The organism is Streptomyces sp. NPDC057702 (assembly GCF_042799315.1).
Taxonomy (GTDB): domain Bacteria; phylum Actinomycetota; class Actinomycetes; order Streptomycetales; family Streptomycetaceae; genus Streptomyces.
Genome location: NZ_JBHVJC010000010.1, coordinates 149,410 through 169,876, shown reverse-complemented (window position 1 = coordinate 169,876; position 20,467 = coordinate 149,410). Strand labels below are relative to the sequence as shown.

The following is a 20,467-nucleotide window of genomic DNA, read 5'->3' as shown; positions in this document are numbered from 1 at the left end:
CGGTGGTGGCCCGGCTGTCGGGTTCGACGACGGCCCGCGTCTCGGTCTGGGTCTCGAACCCGACGCGGCCCGGGGCGCGCCCACGCGCCCTCGTGGACTCCGGCACAGGTGGGCCGTGGCGCGCCCCCGCTCGGAGTGGCTGACCTTGGGCAGCGTGAGGGCCGGGCCACCAGGTGGGCCGCCGGCGTCGACCAGGCCGGTGAGGAAGACGCCCAGGGTGCGCGCGGCCCGCTCGCGCCCGGCCACCTCCGGGCGTGTGCCGCGGATGCCCGCGTACGGCGGGAACTGGTCGGGTCCGCCACCGACGCGGGCGGCGGCCACCGTGCGGGGGGGGCAGGCGCGGCGTCGGCGTTCTCCTCGGTGTCCGGGCGGGGTTCGCGGCCGTCCCCGAGGTCGACCGCAGGTCCTCGACGGGTTCGCGCTCCAGCGTGGCGCGCACCCGCGCGGAGCGGGGCGTGACGAGGCGGTCCGGCAGTCCGAGGAGGGCGGCGAGGGCGGCCGGGTCCGGCGCGTGGGCGGCCCGGGTCACCAGCGCCTGGTCGCCCCAGGTGCGCGCGGTGTCGGCGGTGCGGGTGTCGCCGAGGGCGTCGACGGTGTACCCGGGCTGATCGCCATCCGTGTCGCCGGGGTGGCGGCGGGTCAGCTCGGCGTCCATGGCGGGGAGTCGGGCCGCCGGTCTCTCCTCGTGGACGGAGCCCCCAGGCTCCGTGGCCGCCGTCTCGTGTCCCGCCCCGCCCTCTTATTTCCGTAGGGCGAACCCTTATTCCGTAAAGCGACGTGTGAAGTCCGCGTGGCGAAGCTGTCCGCGCCCCGCGAGAGGGGCGACACCGCCCGCGCCACAGGCGCGCGACCGGCCGAGCGGCGGGGCGGTCACGGCCCTACCGACGCGCGGCAGGCCCCGCGCGAGGTGCGCGGGGCCTGCCGTGGTGAACGCGGGTGCCGGCCCGGAGAGCCGGCCGACGGGGTCAGCCCTTGCGGGACTTGACCTCCTCGGTCAGCTGCGGGACGACCTCGAAGAGGTCGCCGACCACGCCGTAGTCGACCAGCTCGAAGATCGGGGCCTCGGCGTCCTTGTTGATGGCCACGATGGTCTTCGAGGTCTGCATGCCGGCCCGGTGCTGGATGGCGCCCGAGATGCCCGCGGCGATGTAGAGCTGCGGGGAGACCGACTTGCCGGTCTGGCCGACCTGGTTGGTGTGCGGGTACCAGCCGGCGTCCACGGCCGCGCGCGAGGCGCCGACGGCCGCGCCGAGCGAGTCGGCAAGGTTCTCGACGATCGGGAAGTTCTCGGCACCGCCCACGCCACGACCACCGGAGACCACGATCGCGGCCTCGGTCAGCTCCGGACGACCACTGGACTCACGCGCGGTGCGCGAGACGACCTTGGTGCCCCTGGAGCTGTCGGCGACGGTGACGGCGAGCTGCTCCACCGCGCCCTCGGCCGGGGCGACCTCCACCGGCGCCGAGTTCGGCTTGACGGTGATGATCGGGGTGCCCCGGGAGACGCGCGAGCGGGTGGTGAAGGCGGCGGCGAACACCGACTGGGTGGCCACCGGGCCCTCGTCGCCGGCCTCCAGGTCGATGGCGTCGGTGATGATGCCGGAGCCGACGCGCACCGCCAGGCGCGCGGCGATCTCCTTGCCCTCGGCCGAGGAGGGGACGAGCACGGCGGCCGGCAAGACGGCCTCGTACGCGGCCTGCAGCGCGTCCACCTTCGGCGCGACCAGGTAGTCGGCGAACTCCGGCACGTCGGCGGCGAGCACCCGGACCGCGCCGTGCTCGGCCAGCACCTTGGCGGCGGCGTCCGCGCCGGGGCCCAGGTGCACGGCGACCGGCTCGCCGACGCGGCGGGCCAGCGTCAGCAGTTCGAGGGTGGGCTTGCGGACGGCGCCGTCCACGTGGTCGACATAGACGAGTACTTCAGCCATGGATCTGCTCTCCTGCGAAGAAAGTACGAGACGGGGGGAGCGGCGCGGGCGGTGCGCCCCGCCAGGGGCCGCGTCGGCGGGTGCCGGGCCCACGGCGGCCGGGGCCGCCGGGGTCCGCACTCCGCCGGGGGCGGCGCGGGCGCGGCCTAGATGAACTTCTGGCCCGCGAGGAACTCGGCGAGCTGCTTGCCGCCCTCGCCCTCGTCCTTGACGATGGTGCCCGCCGTGCGCGCCGGGCGCTCGGCCACGGCCTCGACCGCGGTCCAGGCGCCCTCAAGGCCGAGGTCGTCGGCCTCCAGGTCCAGGTCCTCCAGGTCCCAGGACTCCACCGGCTTCTTCTTCGCCGCCATGATGCCCTTGAACGAGGGGTAGCGGGCCTCGCCCGACTGGTCGGTCACGGACACGACCGCCGGCAGGGCCGCCTCCAGCTGCTCGCTGGCGGTGTCGCCGTCGCGGCGCCCGGTCACCTTGCCGTCGGCCACGGCGACCTCGGACAACAGCGTCACCTGCGGCACGCCCAGCCGCTCGGCCAGGAGCGCGGGCAGGACGCCCATCGTGCCGTCGGTGGAGGCCATGCCGCACACGACCAGGTCGTAGCCGGCCTTCTCGATGGCCTTGGCCAGCACGAGGGAGGTGCCCAGCGCGTCGGTGCCGTGCAGGTCGTCGTCCTCGACGTGGACGGCCTTGTCCGCGCCCATCGACAGCGCCTTGCGCAGGGCGTCCCGGGCGTCCTCGGGGCCGACGGTGAGTACGGTGATCTCCGCGTCGTCCGCTTCCTCGGAGATCTGGAGCGCCTGCTCGACGGCGTACTCATCCAGCTCGGACAGCAGGCCGTCCACCGCGTCACGGTCGGTGGTCAGGTCTTCGGCGAAGTGCCGGTCGCCGGTGGCGTCGGGCACGTACTTCACACAGACAACGATCCTCAAGCTCACGCCGGCTCTCCTACTGCATCGTCTCTTCGCAAACTGCCGTGTGCTGGCAGCATAGGCGCCTTCAGGGGCAGATCCCGATCGGGGCGGCTGGCACCCTCGACCAAAATATTACTCGTCAGTACACCCACGGTTCTCCTGGTCCGCAAGGCCGTTGAACTGTGACCTTGCCAACGGCGAGGAGGCCCCGCTCAGTCCCGCAGCGCGTTGCAGCGCCCCCGGTGGTACAGCGGCGGGCGGCCCGCTCCGGCCGGGTCGTCGGCGCGCACCCGGGCGACGCGCACCCGGTGGTCGCCGGCGAGCACGCGCGCGACCACCTCGCACACCACCCAGGCCGGCACGCCCTCCAGGAGCGGCACGCCCTCGGGGCCGGGCGCCAGCGGGTGGGCGGGGCGAACCGGTCGGCGCCGCTGGTCGCGAACCCGGTGGCCGGCGCCCGCTGGTGCTCGCCCAGCGGGTGGACACCGACGTGCCGGGCGGTGGACAGGACCGGCCAGCTCGACGGCCCGGTGCCCCCGCCGAAGGAGAGGAGCGGGGGCTCGGCCGAGACGGAGGACAGCGAGGTGGCGGTGAGGCCCACCGGGGACGGTCCGGGCACGGGCCGGGCACGGTGACCACCGCGGCGGTGGTGGCCTGGCGGCGGACGGAGGCACGGAAGACGTCCGGGGCGGCGGGCGGGAAGGAGCCGCCGACGTCCGGGCGAGGCCGTCATGGGGGCTCCCTGTCGCGATCGTGCCGGTCGGTGCGAGGTACGCCACGGGCCGTCAGAGGACGCGCCCCACGGCGGCGATGACATCCGCGGTGCGGGGTTGCCCCTCGGCCACCGAGACCACCTCCCCCGCCGCGTCCAGCACCAGGACGGTCGGGGTACGCCGCACCTCCAGGCGCCGCACCAGCGCGAGCCTGGCCTCCGCGTCGATCTCCACGTGCGCGACGCCGGGCACCAGCGTGGCGACGTGGGCCAGCACCCGCCGGGTGGCCCGGCACGGCTGGCAGAACGCGCTGGAGAACTGGACCAGCGTGGCGCGCTCGCCGAGCGGGGCGCCCGCCAGCTCGTCGGCCGTCAGTCGTTGCGTCATACATCAAGCATGCGCCACGCGAGGCCGGGCAGGAGGCACTTTGGCCAGGGCAGACCGCGCACGGGCGCTTTTGGTTGCCTCCCGTGACGAGGATCTCCCTCCCGGGCGCCCTGAAGGCTGGCCGCGACGCCCGACATCAGGCACGATCAGCGGAAAGCCCGTAGCTACGGCCGCGTAACTTCCATCGGGAGAACCCTCCCAAGGAATGGCAGAAGGGTCCCCTTGATGGCAGAGCTCGTCTACCCACCGGTGATCGGCGCCGCCCGCACCCTGTTCAAGGCGCTGGATCTGCGCTTTGACATCCAGGGCACGGAGAACATCCCACGCCGGGGCGGTGCGGTCCTGGTGAGCAACCACATCGGGTACCTCGACTTCGTCTTCGCCGGGTTGACCGCGCGTCCCGCCAAGCGTCTGGTGCGCTTCATGGCCAAGGAGTCGGTCTTCCGGCACAAGGTCTCCGGGCCGCTGATGCGGGCGATGAAGCACATCCCGGTCGATCGCCGGCAGGGCGTGGACGCGTACCGGCACGCGGTGAAGTCGCTGCGCTCCGGTGAGATCATCGGCGTCTTCCCGGAGGCGACGATCTCCCCGTCCTTCACGCTCAAGACGTTCAAGTCGGGTGCGGCGCGCATGGCGCAGGAGGCCGGCGTGCCGCTGCTGCCGATGGCGCTGTGGGGCACCCAGCGGCTGTGGACCAAGGGCCACAAGCGCGACCTGGGGCGCAACCACTTCCCCATCACCATGCGGGTGGGCGAGCCGATGGCCGCGGAGCCCGGCGAGTCGGCGGACTCCCTCACCGAGCGGCTGCGCGCCCGCGTACAGGAACTCCTCGAAGCGGCACAGCGGGCCTACCCCGTGCGCCCCAAGGGCCCCGACGACACCTGGTGGGTGCCCGCCCACCTGGGCGGCACCGCACCGGCGCCCTCCGTCCAGCCGGCGGGTCACTGAGCGGCACGCCGGGCCGCACCGGTCGCCGGGCGGCGCGCGGCGGACCGTGGCCCGGCGGTCCGGGCTCGGGGTTCGCGGTCTGGGAGAGCACGCACGCGGCCGACGGGACACGAGGTGTCCGGTCGGCCGCGTCGGCGTTCGGGGAGGGCCCGACTAGCGGCCCAACTCCTCCTTGAGGGCGGTGACGAAGCCGTCCACGTCCTCCTCGGTGGTGTCGAAGGAGCACATCCAGCGCACGTCGCCGGCGGCCTCGTCCCAGAAGTAGAAGCGGTAGCGCTTCTGCAACCGTTCGCTGACCTCGCGCGGCAGGCGGGCGAAGACGGCGTTGGCCTGCACCGGGTGGAGCACCTCGACGCCGTCCACGCCCCGCACCCCGTCGGCCAGTCGCTGGGCCATCGTGTTGGCGTGACGGGCCTGGCGCAGCCACAGGTCCTTGGCCAGCAGCGCCTCCAACTGCACGGAGACGAACCGCATCTTGGACGCGAGCTGCATGGACAGCTTGCGCAGGTGCTTCATGGCGCGGACGGCGTCCGGGTTCAGGACGACCACGGCCTCGCCGAAGAGCATGCCGTTCTTGGTACCGCCGTAGGACAGCACGTCCACGCCCGCCGCGTAGGTGAACGCCCGCATCGGCACGTCCAGCGAGGCGGCGGCGTTGGCTATCCGCGCCCCGTCCAGGTGCACCTTCATGCCGCGCTCGTGGGCGTGGTCGCAGATGGCGCGGACCTCGGCGGGCGTGTAGACGGTGCCCAACTCTGTGCTCTGGGTGATCGAGACGACCTGGGGCATGGCCCGGTGCTCGTCCTCCCAGCCGTACGCCTCCCGGTCGATGAGCTCGGGGGTGAGCTTGCCGTCCGGGGTGGGCACGGTGAGCAGCTTCAGGCCGCCGACCCGCTCGGGGGCGCCGCACTCGTCGACGTTGATGTGCGCCGAGTCGGCGGCGATGACCGCGCCCCAGCGGTCGGTGAGCGCCTGGAGGGCGACCACGTTGGCGCCGGTGCCGTTGAACACCGGGTACGTCACGGCCAGCGGGCCGAAGTGGCCGCGCATGACGTCCTGCAGGTGGGAGGTGTAGTCGTCCTCGCCGTAGGCGATCTGGTGGCCCTCGTTGGCCAGGGCGATGGCGGCCAGGATCTCCGGTGGGGCACCGGCGTAGTTGTCGCTGGCGAAGCCGCGTACCGCGGGGTCGTGGCGGCGACGGGCGTCGGTCGTGCGGGGCGTCAGGGCTTCGCGGTCAGCCACAGGCGGTTTCCGTTCACCTCTCGGGCGGGCTGCTCCCAGACTCCGGCGATGGCCTCGGCCAGCTCCTTGACGTCCGTGAAGCCCGCGAACTTCGCGTTCGGGCGCTCGGCTCGCATGGCGTCGTGCACCAGCGCCTTGACCACCAGGATGGCAGCCGCGGACGTCGGCCCCGCCTCGCCCCCCTCCTTGCGGAAGGCGTCGGCCAGCGCCAGCGTCCACGCCTCGGCGGCGGCCTTGGCCGCGGCGTAGGCGGCGTTGCCCGCGGTGGGCTGGCTGGCTCCGGCCGCGCTGATCAGCAGGTAGCGGCCGTTGCCGCTGCGGCGCAGCCCGTCGTGGAAGGCGAGGGAGGTGTGCTGGACGGTGCGGACCAGGAGGTCGTGCAGCAGGTCCCAGTCGTCCAGGTCGGTCTCGGCGAAGGTGGCGGAGCCGCGCCAGCCGCCGACCAGGTGCACCAGGCCGTCGACGCGGCCGAACTCCTTCTCGGTCCGCGTGGCCCACTCGCGGGCGGCGAGCGGGTCGAGCAGGTCCACGGTGTCGCCCGTGACGGTGGCGCCGCCGTGCGCGTACCGCGCGGCGTCCACGGCCTCGGCCAGGCGGGCCGCGTCCGCGTCGGCGGCGACGACGGTGGCGCCGCCCTCCGCCAGGCGCAGCAGCGTGGCGCGCCCCGCCGGGCCCGCGGCTCCGGCCACCGCGACGACGGCACCCTCCAGCGCGCCCCGCCCCGGGGTCGCCCCGCCGGCCACTGTGTTGTCGGTCATGATCGTCGCCTCCTGGTCGGACTGCGCGGACGGGCTCACGCGGCCACCCGGTCCGCGTTCTCGGCCGTGATGCCCTTGGTGGAGGCGATCACGCGCTTGAGCTTCTTGGCGAGGGCCTCGTAGAACATGCTGAGCGGGAACTCGTCCGGGAGCACGTCGTCCACCAGCTTGCGCGGCGGCAGCGTCAGGTCGAGCGCGTCGGGGCCCTTGGCCCAGGTGGAGCCGGGGTGCGGGGCGAGGTAGGAAGCGACCAGTTCGTACGCCTTGAACCAGTGCACGAGCTTGGGCCGGTCGATCCCGTCGCGGTAGAGCGTCTCGATCTCGCCACAGAGCTGGTTGGTGACCTGCGGCGCGCGGTCCCAGTCGATGTGCAGGGTGTTGTCGGTCCAGCGTACGACGTCGTGCCGGTGGAGGTAGGCGAACAGGAGCTGGCCGCCGAGGCCGTCGTAGTTGCGCACCCGGTCGCCGGTGACCGGGAAGCGGAACATCCGGTCGAAGATCACGGCGTACTGCACGTCGCGCGCCTGTGGGTAGCCCTCGGCCTCCAGCTTCACCGCCTCCTTGAAGGCGGTCAGGTCACAGCGCAGCTCCTCCAGCCCGTACATCCAGAACGGCTGCCGCTGCTTGATCATGAACGGGTCGAAGGGCAGGTCGCCGTGGCTGTGCGTGCGGTCGTGCACCATGTCCCACAGCACGAACGCCTGCTGGCAGCGCTCCTGGTCGGCGAGCAGGTCGCGGGCCTCGGCCGGCAGCTCGATGCCCAGCGTGTCCACCGCGGCCTCGCTGACCCGGCGGAAGCGCGCGGCCTCCCGGTCGCAGAAGATGCCGCCCCAGCTGAAGCGCTCGGGCGCCTGGCGCACGGCGATGGTCTCCGGGAAGAGCACGGCGGAGTTGGTGTCGTAGCCGGCGGTGAAGTCCTCGAAGGTGATGCCGAGGAAGAGCGGGTTGTCGTAGCGCGTGCGCTCCAGCTCCGCCAGCCAGTGCGGCCACACCACGCGCAGCACGACCGCCTCGAAGTTGCGGTCGGGGTTGCCGTTCTGCGTGTACATCGGGAAGACCACGAGGTGCTGGAGCCCGTCGACGCGCTGCCGCGCGGGCTGGAAGGCCAGCAGGGAGTCCAGGAAGTCCGGGACGCCGTAGCCGGTGTCGGCCCAGCGGCGCAGGTCGGCGGCGAGCGCCTCGTGGTACGCCGCGTCGTGCGGGAGCAGCGGAGCCAGCTCGCCGATGGCCGAAACCACGCGCTCGACCTGGGCGCGCAGGGCGTCGGCCGTGGGGGCCTGGTCCGCCGTGAGATCGACCGAGCCGTCCGGGGACTGCCACGGCCTGATCGTCTCGACGGCCTCCTTCAGCACGGCCCAGGCCGGGTGCTCCACCACGCGCTCCGCGGACAGAACGCCATCGAACGCCGCCTCCGGCGCGAGAATTTTCGTCATGATCACTCCTCCACGGAAGAACCTCGCGTGGGGCCACCGTATCCACGGAGCGATCAGCGCCTCAAGTGGACCTTCGAAAAATTATCCTGCTCACACCCGGTTTAGACCGCCGATTTTCCTGTCTCATGCGGGTTCGAAGATCAGGATGAACGGCCGAGGCGTGGGTACGCCAGGGGCGGCGCCGGCCCGCGCGATGGGCTGGCGGCGCCCGGCGCGGCGCCGTTCCCCGGCGGATTCGCGCCGTACACCGACCGTACGAACGGGACCGCTAGGCTGACCGCCGCCGTGCGCGACCGTACGCGGTGCGCGCCGCGGAGCCGCCCCTCCCGGGCGGGTCCACCGCTCGCGCCCCCGTGCCGCGCCGCCCGGCCGCGCACCGCAGCGTTCGCGCCACCCCGTACCGGCCCCGGCAGACCTTCCCAAGGAGCCCGCGTTGACCTTCCTCACCATCGGACACCGCGGCGTGATGGGCGTCGAGCCCGAGAACACCCTGCGCTCCTTCGTCCGCGCCGACCACGAGGGCCTGGACGTCATCGAGCTCGACCTGCACCTGAGCAAGGACGGCGCACTGGTCGTCATGCACGACGCGGAGGTGGACCGCACCACCGACGGCTCCGGCGCCATCCGTGACCTCACCCTGGCGGAACTGCGCGGGCTCGACGCCGGCCAGGGTGAGCGCGTCCCCGTGTTCGAGGAGGTCGTGGACGCCGTCAAGGCACCGATCCAGGCCGAGATCAAGGACGCGGCGGCGGCCAGGGCGCTGGCCGACGTGCTCACCGCCCGCGACCTGACCGAGCGCGTCGAGGTCATCTCCTTCCACGACGAGGCCGTCGCCGAGATGGCCACCCTGCTCCCCGGGGTGCGCACCGGCCTGGTCGCCAGCCGCTACGGCCTCGACGTCATCGACCGCGCGCTCGACGCCCGGGCCGGCCTGCTCGCCCTGAACATCCGCCGCCTCACCCTGGAGCTGGTGGACCGCGCCCACGCGGCGGACCTGCGGGTCACCGCCTGGACCGTCAACACCCCCGAGCACCTCAAGATCGCGCGCGGCATGGGGCTGGACGGCGTCACGACCGACTACCCGGAGATCAACCACCAGGCGCGGTACACGGCGTAGCGGCCCGTTCCCCCACGCACCCCCCACCGCACGTCCCCGCCCCGCCGCGCTCCCACGTCGCCTTCCCGCCGCGCCACCCGCCGCGCCCCGCGTTCCGGGTGGCGCGTCAGGGACGGGAGGGTCGGCGCGGGACGGAGGCGTTCCGCCGGCGGGGCGCGGGTAGGGGGCGGGCGTCACCCCGGGTGGGACGCGGGGGCGTGCGAGCGGCGCGCGGGGCGGAGGACATCAGGTGGCGGCTCTGGCCGCGCTACGGCAACTGACGGTTTCGCCCGCATTCGCGCTGTCCTATGCGTAGGGTCGCGGACATGGTGCATGTGCTGAGCAGCCGCGTACTTCTGCGTCCCACCGACCCCGATCGTTCACGCGCGTTCTACGGAAGCGTCCTCGGCCTGGAGATCGCCCGCGAATTCGGCACCGGGCCCGAGCGGGGCACCGTCTACTTCCTGGGCGGCGGCTTCCTCGAGGTCTCCGGGCACTCGGACGAGCCGCCCGCCCCGGGCCTCCAACTGTGGCTCCAGGTCGCGGACGTGGCGGCGGCCTACAAGGACCTCTCCGAGCGGGGGGCCCAGGTGTTGCGCCCCCCGCAACAGGAACCGTGGGGGCTGGTGGAGATGTGGATCGCCGACCCCGACGGCGTCAGGATCGTCCTGGTGGAGGTGCCTGTCGACCACCCGTTGCGCTACCGCCCCGGCCTCTGAGCGACCGCTGAGAGACCGCGCGACCGACCGACCCGGCCGCGCGGGGCCTCACGCGGTCCCCGTCACGCGACACCCGAGACCGGGCCCGCGCCGCACGGCGCGGGCCCGCCTCCGCACCACGCCCCCGGCGTGCCGCGCGGGACACCCGAACTCCGACACACGCCGCCGCATCGGGGAAGACGCCCAGGTCACCGCCGTGCGGGAGCGTCCTCGACGGTACTCGACCGGTACGTCGACGCCCCCGGTCCGGACCGTGCCCGCAGGCCGCACCGACGCGGTCGGCCCGGCACCCCGGCGGCCTCCGCCCGGCCCGTCCCCACGGCGCCCGGCTCCTCCCCTCCCCCGCGCATCGCTCTCCCGGTCGCCGCGCCACCCCGAGTACGCTCGCGAGGGAGGGCGTCCGCGCAGGGTCGCCGCGCCACGCGCGTGACCGCCGGAGCCTCAGGGGAGGTAGCGGTGTTCAACCTGGTCGACGAGCTGTTCGCGCCCGGCCGCAAGCACGCCCAGGACGAACGCGAACGGCTGGAGCTGTGCGTGGACGACATCGGCGACGGCGACCCGGGTCGCGGCCCGATAGATCTCGCCTCGGGCCGGGTGACGATACGACTCACGGCCGACCCCGGCCCCTGACGCGCCCCCCGGCCCGCGCACCCCCCGACCCGCTCCCCCACCACCGCGTGACACCGAGGGCGTACGACCGGTCGTGTACGGCAACCCGAGGGCGCGAGTCCGCCCCTCCCGGAGCCCGCGCGCGACCCCGCCGTGTCCTGGCGGCGCGCTCGCCGCCGGCGCCGGTCGGCCCCGTGCGCACAGCGCCCGGCAGCGGCCACGACACCCGGCGTGGCGAGCCACCGTCGACCTCACCGGAGCCGCGCGCCGCGCCGCGCCACCGGTGACTCCGCGCTCCTGCGCCCCACGCGGCGCGGCACATCCGCGCTCACCCCGTACCTGGGTCCACGGGCCGGGCGCACCGCCGTGTACGGGAACCTGCCAAGTCCTTGTGTCGCCGCCGGGTGCGGTCGGGCTTGCGTGCCACGGCGTGGCCGGGGTCGCCGCCGATGTCGCGGCGCCGTACGGAGTCCCGGGCTCCGCAACCCTGGGTCGTGCGTGTCGTGCGTCACTTCGGCGCTGGGACCGTACCGGCGCGCGTCCACGCCCTCATAGGCTGGCCGACATGATGGTCCCGCTCGTGCTGCTGGTCCTTGGAGCTGTGGCCGCGGCATTGGCGCCGCGCATACTGACCCGCTCCGACTGGCCCGACCGCGAACCGGTGCTCGCCCTCTGGGTGTGGCAGTGCGTGGTGGTCGGCGTCATCATGTGCTGTGCCATGGCGATGTCACTCAGCGCGGCGGCGGCCTGGGACGCCGTCCGGGGCAACATCTTCGCGCCCGCGCCGAACGGTGTCATGGAGGCGTACGCGCTGACCGCCTACGGACCGTGGGCCGCGCCGGTGGCCGTCGCCCTGGCCTGTGGGGCCGCGTGGACCGTCGTCATGCTGACCCGGGAGGTACGTGGTTCGCGGGCGCAGCGCAAGCAGCGGCGCGCTGACCTGCTCGTCCGCTCCCCCCAGCTGCCCGGTGAGGAGTCCAGCGGGAACCCGCTGGTCGTCCTGGAGGGGGACCGTGCCGACGCCTGGTGGCTGCCGGGCGCGGCGCCACAACTGGTCATCACGACCGCCGCGCTGCGCCGGCTGAACAAGCGCCAACTCGACGCGGTGCTGGCACACGAGGAGGGGCACGCGCACGCGCGTCACCACTGGCTGCTCAACGCCTCGTCGGCGCTGGCGGGCGGCTTTCCGCAGGTGCCGGTGTTCGCCGCGTTCCGCGACCAGGTGCACCGGCTGGTGGAGTTGGCCGCCGACGACGTCGCCTCGCGCCGCTTCGGTCGACTGGCCATCGCCCTCGCCCTGGTCGAACTCAACGAGGACCGTGGCGTCTTCGGACCGTGCCCCGGGGTCGCCGAGGTGCCCCGCCGCGTCAACCGACTGCTCACGCCGGGCCCACGCTTCACGACGGCCCGCCGCTGGCGGATGACGGCCGCCGCGGCCCTGGTGCCGGTGGTGCCGGTGCTGGTCACCTTCGTCCCGGCGCTGCGCGCGCTGAGCTAGTCGGCAAAGCCGGGCCGCTGCCCCACGCCGAGGTGCCGCGACGGTCACGCCGTACACCGGGTCGGTCGCGCCGGGCCGGGGCGAACGGTCGGAGCGCAAGGTCGGGGCGCTGCGCGCGACACATCGGGTACGACGGCTGCCGCGTCTCCTCCTCGTCCGCGATCATTCACCCCATGCGACCGACGCCGCCCCCCGCAGCCCGACGCACCACCACCCACTCCGTGCCCGGCCCTCCGGTCCCGCGACGCGGCCGGGTGCTGCTCGTGGCCGGGTGCGCGGCGCTGCTCGCGGTGTTGCTGCCGCTGGTCGCCGCGTCCTGGGGGCCGCTGATGGCGATGGACCGGGACATCGCGAACGCGCTGCACCGCTCCGCCGTGACGCACGACGGCTGGACCCGGACCAACAGAATCCTCTCCGACTGGGTCTGGGACCCGTGGGCCATGCGCGGGCTGTTGGCCGCCGTGGCCGGCTGGCTGTGGTGGCGTGGCCGCTGGCCCGTCGCCCTGTGGCTGGCGGCGGCCACGGCTGTCGGCACGGCGTGCCAGCAGGGTCTCAAGGCCACGGTCGGCCGGGACCGGCCGCACTGGCCCGACCCCGTGGACTCCGCCCACTACGCCGCCTTCCCCTCCGGCCACGCGCTGACCGCCACCCTCGCCTGTGGGCTGCTGCTGTGGCTGCTCGCCGCGCACCGCGTACGCCGCCGGTGGCTGGCGCTCGCGACGACCAGTGCGGTGGTCTCGGTCCTCGGGGTGGGCTTCACCCGGCTCTACCTCGGGGTGCACTGGGCCACCGATGTCCTGGCCGGCTGGCTCATCGGCCTGGCGCTCGCCACGGGCGCGACCTTCCTGTACCCCTACGCGTCCGACGCCTCGCCCGCACCCCACGGGCCCGCCGAGGGTGGCGGCGGGACTTCTCGCGACAGCGGGGCGGGGCCCACCTGACGGGTGGCTGGGCGGGCGCGTGTCGCGGGCGGGCCGTCGAGACAGGGGGACCGTCGAGTGACGGCGCGGCGTCCACACACCCGCACCGCCAGGCACCACCGCGAGGAGGCGGCCGGTCCACCGACCGAGGGTGGCTGTGTCGCCGGACCGGGGTGGCTGTGTCGGCGGGCGGGGGTGGCTGTGTCGCCGGGCGGGGGTGGCTACGTCGGCGGGCGGGGGCGTGGCAGAGTGGCTTCCATGAGCAACCTGGATCAGCGGCCCGCGACGACCGTCTGTGGTGGGCGCGCCGACGTCACCGCGCGACCCGTCCGCGACCTCCTCGCGGCCAAGCCGGTCACCCTGGGCGAGAGCACCGAGGTGCGCCGGCTGCTGCCGAGCATGGGTCGGCGCATGGTGGGTGCCTGGTGCTTCGTCGACCACTACGGCCCCGACGACATCGAGCGCGAGCCCGGCATGCAGGTGCCGCCCCACCCGCATATCGGCCTGCAGACGGTGAGTTGGCTCCACGACGGGGAGATCCTGCACCGGGACAGCCTGGGCAGCGAGCAGCTTCTGAGGCCGCGTGAACTGGGCCTGATGACGTCGGGTCGGGCCATCGCGCACGCCGAGCAGTCCCCGCGCGAGCACGCGAGGCTGTTGCACGGCGCCCAGCTCTGGGTGGCGCTGCCCGACGCGCACCGGCACACCGACCCGGCCTGGGAGCACCACGCGCGGTTGCCCGAGGTGAGCGGGGGTGGCGGGCTCAGCGCCACGGTGATCCTCGGTGAACTGGACGGCGCGCGCTCCCCCGGCACCACCTTCACCCCGCTGATGGGCGCGGACATCACCCTGGCCGCCGGCACCGACACCCGGTTGCCGCTCGAGCCCGACTTCGAGTACGCGGCGCTGACCATGTCCGGCGAGGCCGAGGTGGACGGCGTACGACTGGCCCCGGGGTCCCTCCTCTACCTCGGCTGCGGGCGCCGCGAACTGCCGCTGCGGGCGGATGTGGACAGCGCCCTCGTCCTGCTGGGCGGCGAACCGTTCGACGAGCGGATCGTCATGTGGTGGAACTTCATCGGCCGCTCCCACGAGGACATCGTGCGGGCCCGCGAGGAGTGGACGACGGGCACCCGCTTCGGCGAGGTCAGCTCGTACGAAGGGGCCGTGCTGCCGGCGCCGGAGTTGCCACCGGTGCCGTTGAAGGCATGGGGCCGTACGCGCTGAACTGGCGTTTTCGTGCCGTGAGCCGCGAGGCGGCGGCTGCGCGCCGCAGACGCCGAGACCCTGGCGGAGCCGATGGAGGCGGAGGCTCCGGCATCGCCCCGCCGGGGCGTAGCACGTTCCGAAGTTCAGGCCGGTGTAACCGTGTCTGGCAGCCCACGTGCTGACCAATCGCCGCCTTTCCTGATGCAACGTCAGCTAGCTTTTCCCGACCTTTCGCAGCGGCAGCGGCCCTCGGTCGCGAAGCGGCTTCACGATCACGCTCCCCCATGGGGCACGGTCCGGCCCATTGCTTGGCGGCCGCGCACGTGACGGGACGCGCCCAACACGCCCCGAGGGGGCGTTGTCGGAAGTGAACAGCTCTCTCTTCGGCCGCCTTGCCCCAGCGGCGGGTACTCATCCCCTCGCCCTCCCGCCGAGTCAGGGTCGCGAGCGCAGGCCCCTTGACTCGCGCCACTGACGAGACGAGCACCGCCGACACCCATGTGACCTGCTCGAAGGCGACTGCGGACGGTGTGAGTCGAAGCCCCCGAACGTGTCAGGCGCGATCATGGCGCGAGCGCAGGACTACGCACAGGAGAACGAGGGCGCTTCACCGACCACGCCGTCGAACCCACCAACCCAGCTAGGAGCACCTTCGGTTCACCGAGCTATCGGCACCGCCGCAGGACCAGGTCCCGCCAGGAAGCGGAGAACATCCGGCCGAGCCCGGAGCACATCGAGCAGACGGCCGGGATCGACGACTTCCTTCCGCCGGATCTCCGAGTGCCCAGCCACGACCGGGTCGAGGGCACGATGATGCCCGCAAGCAGCCCGTCGTCCCCACCGACGCCCCAGGCCGGCCTCCCGCCCTCTCGGGCCTCGGTCGATCAGCGCCTTCCCGTCCTGGCGAGCAGACCGTGCGCACTGGACCGTTGAACCCGCGTCCCTCCGACTCGGCCCCATCCGACTCGGCCGCGCTGGGCACGCGTGTACCCAGAAACCACCGGCAACACGCACCACAAAGGGGTCAGCAAGCTGACCGGATTTCGTGAGCGATCGAGGGCTACAGTGCCGAAGCTGTCTGGAGTCCAACGATTCGATCGTTCCCGATCTACGGGAGAAATGAGGAACTCTTGTTCCGTCGATTAGTCGCCGCAACGGTGGTGATCGCCGGGCTGGCAGCGGCACTTGTCGTTCCCGCCACCGCCCATGCCACCGATTTCCCCGCGGCCCGCACGCCCCTGATGTCCTGGAACATGCAAGGGGGCAGTAACGACGCTGCGGACGGTGGCAAGTGGAACAACGGGGTCCGGCTGCTGGCGACGCAGGCGCCGATCGTGATGGTCCAGGAGGCTGGCCCGCATCCGCCGTCGAACAGCACCGCGCAGCCCAGCCAGACCTTCACCACGGTCGATAGTCAGGGCGCGGCGCATCAGCACACCGTGCTGCACCATACCTGGACCATCGGCGCCGGTTCCCGCAACGCCGTTCCGACCCGTGAGGTCTACTTCCTGCCGACCACCGACGATCAGACCAACCCGCGCCTCATCGGCGGCCGGGTCAACATCGCCCTCGTCCTGCGCGAGGCACCCGACGAGCTGATCGTCGTCGGTAACCCGGTCGACGCCGGCCGGAACGCGCTCGGTGCGCGGTTCGGAAACGAGTGGTACTTCACCGTGCACGGCCTCTCCGGCGGTGGCGGTGACTCCGCAGCGCTGCTGGCCGCCATCGACAACCAGATCGACGAGCTTGAGGACCGACGTCACGTCCTCTATCACGTGACGGTCGGCGGCGACTTCAACGTCGATCCGGACACCCTCGCCGGACGCTCGAACTTCCCGCTGGGCATGCGGGTCCGCAACTCGGGTCGGGCGACCCACCAAGGTGGTGGTGAGCTGGACTACTTCGTCACCACTCACAACGATGCGCGGTCGGTCACGGTCCAGACCGGGCGCGGTTCCGACCACTGGCCGGTCCTGTATGGCCAGCTCAACGTGGACGGCCCCACCCCCACGGCCCACCCCCTCGGCCTGATGGCGACCGGCGATGGAATCACGGCCGGTGTGCACAGCACCAACCACAGTGGCTTCCGGAACGACCTGAAGAGCTCCGCGGGGGAAATGACCTTTCTGGCGTTGCTCGGTGGTGCGGCTTACGCACTCTTCACGCGCACGGATCTCGTCGGTGAGCTGAAAAGCGGCGAGAGCGGCGACCCCGACCACATGGGGTTCGACGGCAAGGGCATCGACGACATCAAGGCCGAGACGATCCCCGCGCTCCGTAGGCTGCGGCCGAACGTGATGACCCTGATCGCGGGCACGGTCGACCTCGCCGGCGGTGCCGACGGTGCGGCGACGGCCCGGAAGACGCAGGGCTTCCTGGAGGAGATCTACCGGGCCGCGCCGACGACCACGGTCCTGCTCGGGACCCTGCCGCCGTCGACGAACCCGACGTACCAGGCCCGGATCGACGACTACAACAGCACGCTCCGCACGATCGCCTACGCCAAGGTCAAGAGCGGCGCCCGGCTGGTGCTGGTCGAGCTGGGCGAGGTCACCCCGCGGGACATCACCCACGAGATCTACCCGACCGACGCCGGACACCAGAAGATCGCGCACGCCTTCGCCCAGGGCCTGAAGATCGCGGTCCTGCAGCACATGCTCAGCAGCCGCTCGTACGACTGGGAGCCGATCGGCAAGATCCGGGACGCCGCACCGGCCGGCTCGAAGATCGCGTTCCCCGACCTGAACGGTGATGGCAAGGCTGACTACGCGGTGGTCGGTACGGACGGCAAGGTCACCGGCTGGCGCAATGACGACCCACGTAAGCCGGCGGTCTCGCTGGGCGACATCAGCCCGGCCGACCGCGGAAACGATCCGGACAAGGTCTACTTCGCCGACCTGGACGGTGACGGCAAGGACGACTACATCCGCATCCTGCCGCAGGCCGACTCGCCGACGGGCGTCCCTCAGATGCGGATGTCCCGGAACACCAGCAGTGGCGGCAAGGTGAGCTGGGACGGCGTGACCATCGTCGCGAACAACCTCGGCTACGAGCCGGAGATGTACTTCAGCGACCTCGACGGTGACGACCGCGCCGACCTGATCACGCTGAACCGGATGAGCTTCCCCAGCGCCTGGCTGAACAAGGGCAAGGGCATGCCGACACCGGGCGGTTGGGAGGACGTCGAAGGCTTTGGCACTCCGGGTGAGTCACCCGCCGCGCAGGTCGCCTTCGCCGACATCACCGGTGACGGCAAGGCCGACACGGTCCGGGTCGAGTACATGACCGGTGAGGTCCGGGCCTGGGAGAACACCGGCGCTCCGTGGACCGCTACCACCGGGTGGAAATCGCTGGGCACCATCCGCGCCGACGATCCGTTCCCAGGCACCGTCGGGGCCTTCGCCGACCTTGACGGCGACGGGATCAAGGACTTCGCCTTGGCCCGCTCCGGTACGACGGCGAAGACCGCCGCCACGTCGGCCGTGGCCAGCGGTGACGGTGACGTCGAGGGCTGGCTGGTACCCAGCTATGGCGATGGCAGCCGCACCGACGGCGGTGCCGGTGACCTCAGTGTCAACGGTGGTGTCGGTGACCCGATGGAGTCGCACCCCGGTGGCGACGACGGCGGCCCCCGGCCGGACGCGTCCGGCGACTGCCGGCCAGAGGGCTTGGCGGCCACGCCGGGCGTAGCGACGCCGTACTGCGAGGTCTACCAGAGTGACGGCCGGGAATGGCTCGGTCAGGGCCGGGACCGTCGGGTCGTGGGCTACTTCAACAGTGGCCGCACGGGCGCCGACGGCACGCCGCACTACCTGGTGAAGAACATCCCGTGGTCGAAGGTGACCCACCTCAACTACGCCTTCGCGTCGGTGGAGAACAACCAGATCAAGGTCGACGCGAACGCCACCCAGAAGGAGTGGCCCGGCGAGGCCGGCGCCGAGATGGACCCCTCCCTTCCCTACAAGGGACACTTCAACCTGCTGACGAAGTACAAGCGCCTGCATCCGCGGGTCAAGACACTGATCTCGGTTGGCGGCTGGGCCGGCTCCGGTGGCTTCTACGCGATGACCACCAACGCCGACGGCTCGGTCAACCAGGGCGGAATCGACACGTTCGCGAACTCGGTCGTGGAGTTCCTGCGGACCTACGGGTTCGACGGTGCCGACATCGACTTCGAGTACCCCACGGTCCTGGAGGACACCGGCAACCCGACCGACTGGGCGGTGTCGAATCCGCGTCGCAAGGGGCTGCCCACGGCGTACACCGCGTTGATGAAGACGCTGCGGGACGCGTTGAACCGGGCTTCGGTCGCGGACAGCACGTACTACCTGCTCACCTCGGCGTCCTCCGCCTCCGGCTACCTGGCCCGCGGAATGGCGAACCAGACCTCGCTGGACCACCAGGACTTCACCAACCTGATGGCCTACGACTACCACGGCACCTGGAACGACGTCGTGGGTCCGAACGCGGCGCTGTTCGATGACGGCAAGGACCCGGAACTGGCCGATCAGTACGCCACTCCGGAGTACGGCAAGATCGGGTACTTCAACACCGACTGGGCGATGAAGTACCTGCGCGGCGCGATGCAGGCCGGACGCGTCAACATCGGTGTGCCCTACTACACGCGCGGCTGGAAGAACGTCACCGGCGGTACGAACGGCCTGTGGGGCACCTCGCGGAAGCCGAACGGCTGCGAGCCGGGCACGGGTGTCAAGCGGCCGTGTGGTGACGGCGCCTTCGGCATCGACAACATCTGGCACGACGAGACCAACAACGGCAGCGAACTCGGCTCCGGGACCAACCCGTTGTGGCACACCAAGAACCTGGAGAAGAACATCACCCCGCTCTACGCACCCAGCGTCGGGCTGAAGCCGGAGACCGACAGCACCGACCGGCGCACGGGCCAGTACACCCGGCACTGGGACGACGCCACGAAGACGTCGTGGCTGTGGAACGCGGAGAAAAAGGTGTTCCTGTCCACCGAGGACGAGCAGGGCATCGACGCGACCGCCGAGTTGGTCAAGTCCACCGGCGCGGGCGGCGTGATGATGTGGGAGCTCGGCGGCGACTACGACTGCCCGGCGGAGGTCCAACCGGACACCCCCTGTGGGATGGGGTACACACTGACCACCCGGCTGAACGAGAAACTCGGCAACACCGGCGCCTACGACAACAACCCGCGCACCGGCAGCAGCGGTGTCGCGCCGAAGGTGACCGCCAACCTGAGCGTCGAGATGGTCGACTACCCGACCGCCACGGCGAACCTGTGGCCGTTGCAGCCGACCGTCCGGATCACCAACAACACCGGGCGCACGCTCGGCGGCGGCAAGGACACGAAGCTGTCGTTCGACATTCCGGCCTCGACGTCACCGCTGGTCAAGGACGCCAACTGGCAGACCGACGCGCAAGGTGGCCAGTGGAAGCTGGCGCCCGGCGCGACGTTCCACCGGGTCAGCACGACGCTGGACTACTGCCAGATCATCCCGGCCGGCAAGTCGCTCGACCTGCCGATCATCTACTTCCTCCCGATCACCGGTCCGGTGAACACGAGCCTGTCGATCGGCGACACGGCGTACGCACCGGTGACCGACAACCTCAAGGGACTCGGTACGGCGACACCGCCGGCCGGTGGCTGCAGTGCCGCGAACTGGGACGCCACCAAGACCTATTCTCCGGCCAGCCAGCCGATCGAGCAGACCACGGTCAAGTACAACGGCAAGGTGTGGAAGGCCAAGTGGGAGACGAAGGCCAGCGCCCCAGGCACCGGGGCCGACGCCGACCACGAGCCCTGGAAGTTGGTCGGCAGCGCCGGCTGACCGTTCCCGACCACCCGGTCTGACACTCCACGTCGCGATCAACCGTACGGAGAGTGCTTCTGGCCTGCACCGATGAGAATCACCCAGCTCTTCGCGGAGGTGTTGGCCGCCCCGGTCACGACAGCGCGATGTCCTGACCGCAGACCTGCGTTCGTTTCCTCCCGGCCTGGGTGACGAGCAGCCCGGCGTCCTCTCAGTGAGGGGCGCCGGGCCGCGTGCGTCGGAGGAGGTCCGGGCACAGGGCGACTCCGAGAGCTCGGTGCGGATCCAGTTGCCGCGAGCG

14 protein-coding genes and 3 pseudogenes are annotated in these 20,467 nt (G+C 72.1%); 8 read left to right on the top strand and 9 right to left on the bottom strand.

Annotation, left to right across the window (positions count from 1 at the left end; genetic code table 11):
• Positions 1-114: 114 nt before the first annotated feature.
• The 6 genes and pseudogenes from ACFVFR_RS09895 to ACFVFR_RS09870 all read right to left on the bottom strand — a co-directional run.
• Positions 115-321: pseudogene (locus ACFVFR_RS09895) on the bottom strand (DUF6986 family protein); the annotation flags it as partial.
• An 88-nt stretch (positions 322-409) separates the two neighbouring features.
• Positions 410-655, bottom strand: a pseudogene (locus tag ACFVFR_RS09890) (DUF6986 family protein); the annotation flags it as partial.
• A gap of 310 nt (positions 656-965) precedes the next feature.
• Positions 966-1,928, bottom strand: coding sequence for an electron transfer flavoprotein subunit alpha/FixB family protein (locus tag ACFVFR_RS09885; RefSeq protein WP_383699333.1), 963 nt, complete (start codon positions 1,926-1,928; stop codon positions 966-968).
• 146 nt (positions 1,929-2,074) lie between these two features.
• Positions 2,075-2,860 carry an electron transfer flavoprotein subunit beta/FixA family protein gene (locus ACFVFR_RS09880; RefSeq protein WP_383699331.1) on the bottom strand — a complete coding sequence of 262 codons (786 nt, stop codon included), beginning with the start codon at positions 2,858-2,860 and terminating at the stop codon, positions 2,075-2,077.
• A gap of 188 nt (positions 2,861-3,048) precedes the next feature.
• Positions 3,049-3,529: pseudogene (locus ACFVFR_RS09875) on the bottom strand (flavin reductase family protein); the annotation flags it as partial.
• A 92-nt stretch (positions 3,530-3,621) separates the two neighbouring features.
• Positions 3,622-3,936: a thioredoxin family protein gene (locus ACFVFR_RS09870; protein ID WP_383699329.1), complete on the bottom strand. Its 315-nt coding sequence runs from the start codon at positions 3,934-3,936 to the stop codon at positions 3,622-3,624.
• A 225-nt stretch (positions 3,937-4,161) separates the two neighbouring features.
• Between ACFVFR_RS09870 and ACFVFR_RS09865 the strand changes: the two genes are divergently transcribed.
• A complete protein-coding gene (locus ACFVFR_RS09865) occupies positions 4,162-4,884 on the top strand; it encodes a lysophospholipid acyltransferase family protein (RefSeq protein ID WP_383699327.1) in 723 nt (240 codons plus the stop codon).
• A gap of 153 nt (positions 4,885-5,037) precedes the next feature.
• Here the strand turns inward: ACFVFR_RS09865 and ACFVFR_RS09860 are convergent, their stop codons facing one another.
• The 3 genes from ACFVFR_RS09860 to ACFVFR_RS09850 are packed head-to-tail and all read right to left on the bottom strand — an operon-like array spanning position 5,038 to position 8,317.
• Complete coding sequence (locus ACFVFR_RS09860; RefSeq protein ID WP_383699398.1) at positions 5,038-6,108, bottom strand: threonine aldolase family protein; 1,071 nt, start codon at positions 6,106-6,108, stop codon at positions 5,038-5,040.
• The gene (locus ACFVFR_RS09855) at positions 6,105-6,884 is read right to left on the bottom strand and encodes an SDR family NAD(P)-dependent oxidoreductase (protein WP_383699325.1); all 780 of its coding nucleotides are present in this window, start codon (positions 6,882-6,884) and stop codon (positions 6,105-6,107) included. Before ACFVFR_RS09855 ends, ACFVFR_RS09860 begins: the two co-directional genes overlap by 4 nt.
• Before the next feature lie 35 nt (positions 6,885-6,919).
• Positions 6,920-8,317: a DUF6421 family protein gene (locus ACFVFR_RS09850; protein ID WP_383699323.1), complete on the bottom strand. Its 1,398-nt coding sequence runs from the start codon at positions 8,315-8,317 to the stop codon at positions 6,920-6,922.
• 433 nt (positions 8,318-8,750) lie between these two features.
• On the opposite strand from ACFVFR_RS09850, the gene ACFVFR_RS09845 reads away from it, so the two are divergent.
• The 7 genes from ACFVFR_RS09845 to ACFVFR_RS09815 all read left to right on the top strand — a co-directional run bounded on the left by ACFVFR_RS09845 (position 8,751) and on the right by ACFVFR_RS09815 (position 20,184).
• Complete coding sequence (locus ACFVFR_RS09845; RefSeq protein ID WP_383699321.1) at positions 8,751-9,434, top strand: glycerophosphodiester phosphodiesterase; 684 nt, start codon at positions 8,751-8,753, stop codon at positions 9,432-9,434.
• 305 nt (positions 9,435-9,739) lie between these two features.
• On the top strand, positions 9,740-10,132 hold the full coding sequence (locus ACFVFR_RS09840; RefSeq protein ID WP_383699319.1) for a VOC family protein: 393 nt from the start codon (positions 9,740-9,742) through the stop codon (positions 10,130-10,132).
• 456 nt (positions 10,133-10,588) lie between these two features.
• On the top strand, positions 10,589-10,762 hold the full coding sequence (locus ACFVFR_RS09835; RefSeq protein ID WP_383699317.1) for a DUF6191 domain-containing protein: 174 nt from the start codon (positions 10,589-10,591) through the stop codon (positions 10,760-10,762).
• 544 nt (positions 10,763-11,306) lie between these two features.
• The gene (locus ACFVFR_RS09830; protein ID WP_383699315.1) at positions 11,307-12,239 is read left to right on the top strand and encodes a M56 family metallopeptidase; all 933 of its coding nucleotides are present in this window, start codon (positions 11,307-11,309) and stop codon (positions 12,237-12,239) included.
• A 173-nt stretch (positions 12,240-12,412) separates the two neighbouring features.
• Positions 12,413-13,180, top strand: coding sequence for a phosphatase PAP2 family protein (locus ACFVFR_RS09825; RefSeq protein ID WP_383699313.1), 768 nt, complete (start codon positions 12,413-12,415; stop codon positions 13,178-13,180).
• A gap of 237 nt (positions 13,181-13,417) precedes the next feature.
• On the top strand, positions 13,418-14,386 hold the full coding sequence (locus ACFVFR_RS09820; protein ID WP_383699311.1) for a pirin family protein: 969 nt from the start codon (positions 13,418-13,420) through the stop codon (positions 14,384-14,386).
• A 1,112-nt stretch (positions 14,387-15,498) separates the two neighbouring features.
• Positions 15,499-20,184, top strand: a complete 4,686-nt coding sequence (locus ACFVFR_RS09815) for a glycosyl hydrolase family 18 protein (RefSeq protein ID WP_383699309.1) — start codon at positions 15,499-15,501, stop codon at positions 20,182-20,184.
• The last annotated feature ends 283 nt before the right edge of the window (positions 20,185-20,467 follow it).